Origin of the sequence: Geobacter hydrogenophilus (assembly GCF_018501225.1) — a bacterium.
In the GTDB taxonomy this organism is placed as follows: domain Bacteria; phylum Desulfobacterota; class Desulfuromonadia; order Geobacterales; family Geobacteraceae; genus Geobacter; species Geobacter hydrogenophilus.
In genome coordinates, this window is the sequence record NZ_JAHCZI010000024.1 from 1 (window position 1) to 3,715 (window position 3,715).

Consider the following 3,715-nt stretch of genomic DNA (forward strand, 5'->3'; position numbering starts at 1 on the left):
AGATGAAACTCACTTCTGGAAATTCCTCAAATGATTCATCCTTTTCAAGCCCATAGCGAAAATGGATGACCTTATAGAGAAATTCCGGAGAAATTCCGGTGAAATTCCGGGGACACCTTACTTAATTATATTTTCCCTTTGGTGAAATTCCGGGGACACCTTACTTAATTATATTTTCCCTTTGGTCCTGGCTTGCCACATTTAAGCGGACGGTCCAAGGACGTTTCCAGTCTATCGACAAACCCCTCTGCCCCAAGCGGCCTGCCGGTGCATTCATGCTTCCGGATCTCGTCAATCTGTTCTTCGTTAGCCGATCTAGCCAGAAACAAGCGCCAATCTCCCGCCATTTCCAAAAGCGGTGCTACGGTGACCAATTCATCGTCCTTTGAAGCCAGGTGCGCCTGTGCACTGCTCCATGGCCAGGATGCGGCATCTTCAACCAGCCCGGCAGCAACTGGGTTTAACTCCACATAACGGGCGGCAGCCAACAGATAGGTCTCGTCCATGGGGAAGGATGCAAAGCGTCCTTGCCAGAGGTGTCCGCGCCAGTTATTCCGAAAGTTGATCATCCGGCTGTAGCGACGATGGGCCTCACCGATTCCGCGACGCAACGAGTCTTCACTTTCGGGCACGGCAATCAAATGCACATGGTTCGGCATCAGGCAGTAGGCCCAGATGTCGACTGAGCACTTGTGACACCATTCGGCCAATAGGGAAATATAGGTGCGGTAGTCGTCGTCACCAAAAAAGGTTTGCATCCTCCGGTTTCCCCGTTGGGTAATGTGGTGGGGAATACCTGATGCTATAACGCGAGCAATTCTTGCCATGTGCAATATTTAATGGATATATATTATAGCGTCAAGAACCAATTAAGTATGGTGTCCCCGGAATTTCCAGTGGTGCTTCTGCAAGAATCATCATCCACTCCATGGCCAACGGGGTACCCGGTTCACCCGCATCGCCCGGTCGGTTTTCCGGGCGGGGCGGCGTGCAACCGGCTGGTTATCTGTTCTCAGTTTTGGCCCACTCGAAAAGTCCATCGTGTGAAGCTGCTAGTGCCCAATCACTGGAGATTGGTATCGCCGTTAAGTCGTCCGAGGATGGATACCAGAAGTCGGACCAAGATTCCCTCAGAATCTCCCACTTGGTTTGTACAGCCAGTTCATGGCTCCATGAAATAACAATTGGCTCATCGGCGGCAATCGGCAGGTCATCCATCCAGGTTTTCATTTCTTCTTCATTTTGCTCTGTATTTATTTTCCGCAGTTCATACGTTTCAGACGGATTTAGCCCTCCGGGCTGCTGCAGATGCTTCAAGGCGGCATGAAGTTTTGATGCCGCTTGTATGGTGAGTGGACGGATGGCCTGTAGCTGCTCAGGGGAAAATTCTGCGTGGGTTTTACTGTTCCACCGCCAAAGAAGCGGAAATTGCAGTATGTCGCCAAAATCATTTTCGGATAGTTCAATTATTGGTTTCATATTTCTTCTCAGATAACGGGGCCGGCCTTGACCTGCCATGTTTTATCGGGCAGGTCCAAGGACGTGGTTGGCCATTTAAGTCATAACTGGCCGTTCTTATTTTTATCGAATATGTAAAGTAGACGGTCAATTGTCGGAAATGATAACCCCTTGAGTTCACATAGCTTTATGAGTTCATCAATGTAGTCAAAATACACTGTAATCTTTCGTTCGGATGAAGTAGTGGGATATAGGGGATACTTTGTTTCATAGATTGCTCTGTATGCGTGACGGTCTATTATTTGAAAGACTTGTGGGTTGATGAATCTTAAAATTGTTGAAGCCATCGGGAGATCAACGCCATTAAGCTTCAATAGGACAGACAGCACTCCCTTGCTTTTCCTATGTTCTTTCTCCTTTAGACTTTTAACGCCTGAGATTTGCGAAATAATTTCCTCACTGACTTTTACATACCTGTTGACCTTCCACAGCACAATGTCATTAACGAGGGATTGGTCAAGAGAGGTAACGTCTAAACCATCGAGCCGAGCGGTAAGCTCGGGCTGATATTTGTAGTGATTCAGGAAAGAATTGAGGTCTCCGGGGAAGTCAGCTGCTTTCATGGCATTTCTCTCCGGTTTCTTTTCGCTTATTTCTGTGGCATTCCTTACATCTGCAATGGCGTCCTCCTTGGAGTGGGCCATGAGTTCGATCTTTTGAAAATTCCTCTAACGGCTTCCATTCATGACAAGTTGAACAAATTTTTCCTTCAATCCTGTTCTTCATGACGATCGCCATATTTTCACCTTATCCTCGGGTCAACGGTGCTGAGGGTGTGCGGTGCAAACCGCACCACCCGATGGTTGGACGTTTATTTGTCCCAAGTATCTTCTTGATATCTGCGTAGCCTTTTCTTTACGCCAAGGTAGTAAGGGAGACAGAATGGAAGCCAAGCGATGTTATATACAACATTATATATGGCGTTATTTTTTGTCAGATCTTCTATGCGGTCCCGAACATGAAAGGGGTTTGCCACAATGAAAATGAAGAGTGGCATACTTACCATCAATTCAGCAAGAGTCGGCATAAGCACCATTACTAGATTTTGTCGCTTCTTTTTCATTTTTTCCTCGTTCAACGGCGCCGGCCATGACCCGCCCGCCCAGTTTTTTCGGGCGGTCGGCGTCCATGGACGTGGTTAGCTCTCGTCCTTCTTGCTGTCGTCTTCGTCGGTTGGGGCGTAGTGCGAAAGCTCAATTGCAATATTTAAAGTTCCAGTCAGCCGCAACAACTCAGGTGGCAAGTAGTCGCAGTTAAGGAAGTCCCTTTTTAACTCAATTCCGAAATCCAGCGCTGCTTCTTCGACACCAGGGAACGCGACAATAATTTCAATATCTTCTCTATGTTCCTTTAAGAATTCAGTTGCATCCGTCACTTGCGTTGAGAACTCGGTCATTTCAGCTTCGCTAGCGGTGAAGCAGGCTCCAGAACATTCTGATGTCTTTCCCCCGGGATTTCTCCAGTTTCGAGGTTCGCCTTTCCGCCACAGGCGGTAAGGCTCCATTTTCAGCTTTTCGACGAGAGCATCAATTTCAAGATCGTCGCCAACAACTCTGAACACACAAGACATTAACCCAGATTTTCCATTAGGATCACTTATCTATCATGGCCAGATATGGCCTAATGGAAACCAATAGAAAGATCGTTATTATTTCAGATGGTTGCGAGGTGTGCATGTCTCACTCTCACGATCTTCAGGGTAACGGATTCACTGTCGGTTTTTCAAACCAGGAAGTCACGGCCTGGGGGGGCATGGTCCTCTTCAAGCGTATGCTTGAAAGCCTTGAGTTCCGTGAAGCGTTTGTCCGGTTCGGTATACCAGAAACCACATCAAACCGCGGATATCCTGCCTTGCAACTTATCGAGCAGTTCATTGTCTCCATCTGGTGTGGTGCCTGCCGATTTGCCCATGCCGAGGTGGTGCGCATGGACTCTGTTTTGTGCCGCCTTTTCGGCTGGCCGTGCGCTGCCGAGTTCAAGGCGATCATGCGCCTGTTCAAGCGCTTCGACATGCTGACCAACGAGCGAGTCCAGATGCAGATGTATTCCTGGCTCTTTGGCAAACTTTCCGGTCTGACAAAGGTGACCCTCGACCTTGATTCCACTGTGGTAACCCGTAACGGTGTCACTGGTAATGCAATAATGGCCCAAAAGCGGGAATGAAAAGTGTACCACCCTGGGACCTATGGTATCCCTC

The 3,715-nt window shown here is 48.2% G+C and carries 5 protein-coding genes; 1 reads left to right on the plus strand and 4 read right to left on the minus strand.

The genetic code is table 11. The features are described from left to right. Nucleotides 1-164: 164 nt before the first annotated feature. From KI811_RS18315 to KI811_RS18330, 4 genes are all read right to left on the minus strand, one after another. Entirely contained in the window at nt 165-827 is a 663-nt protein-coding gene (locus KI811_RS18315; RefSeq protein WP_214187908.1) for a transposase, read from the minus strand. A 175-nt stretch (nt 828-1,002) separates the two neighbouring features. After that, entirely contained in the window at nt 1,003-1,479 is a 477-nt protein-coding gene (locus KI811_RS18320) for a hypothetical protein (RefSeq protein WP_214187909.1), read from the minus strand. An 80-nt stretch (nt 1,480-1,559) separates the two neighbouring features. Next, nucleotides 1,560-2,162 (minus strand): hypothetical protein, encoded by a 603-nt coding sequence (locus KI811_RS18325; RefSeq protein WP_214187910.1) that lies wholly within the window; start codon nt 2,160-2,162, stop codon nt 1,560-1,562. A gap of 494 nt (nt 2,163-2,656) precedes the next feature. Then, entirely contained in the window at nt 2,657-3,079 is a 423-nt protein-coding gene (locus KI811_RS18330) for a hypothetical protein (protein ID WP_214187911.1), read from the minus strand. Nucleotides 3,080-3,123: 44 nt separating this feature from the next. Here KI811_RS18330 and KI811_RS18335 point away from each other — a divergent pair, with 44 nt between their 5' ends. Next, complete coding sequence (locus KI811_RS18335; RefSeq protein ID WP_214187912.1) at nt 3,124-3,681, plus strand: transposase; 558 nt, start codon at nt 3,124-3,126, stop codon at nt 3,679-3,681. Nucleotides 3,682-3,715 lie beyond the last annotated feature (34 nt).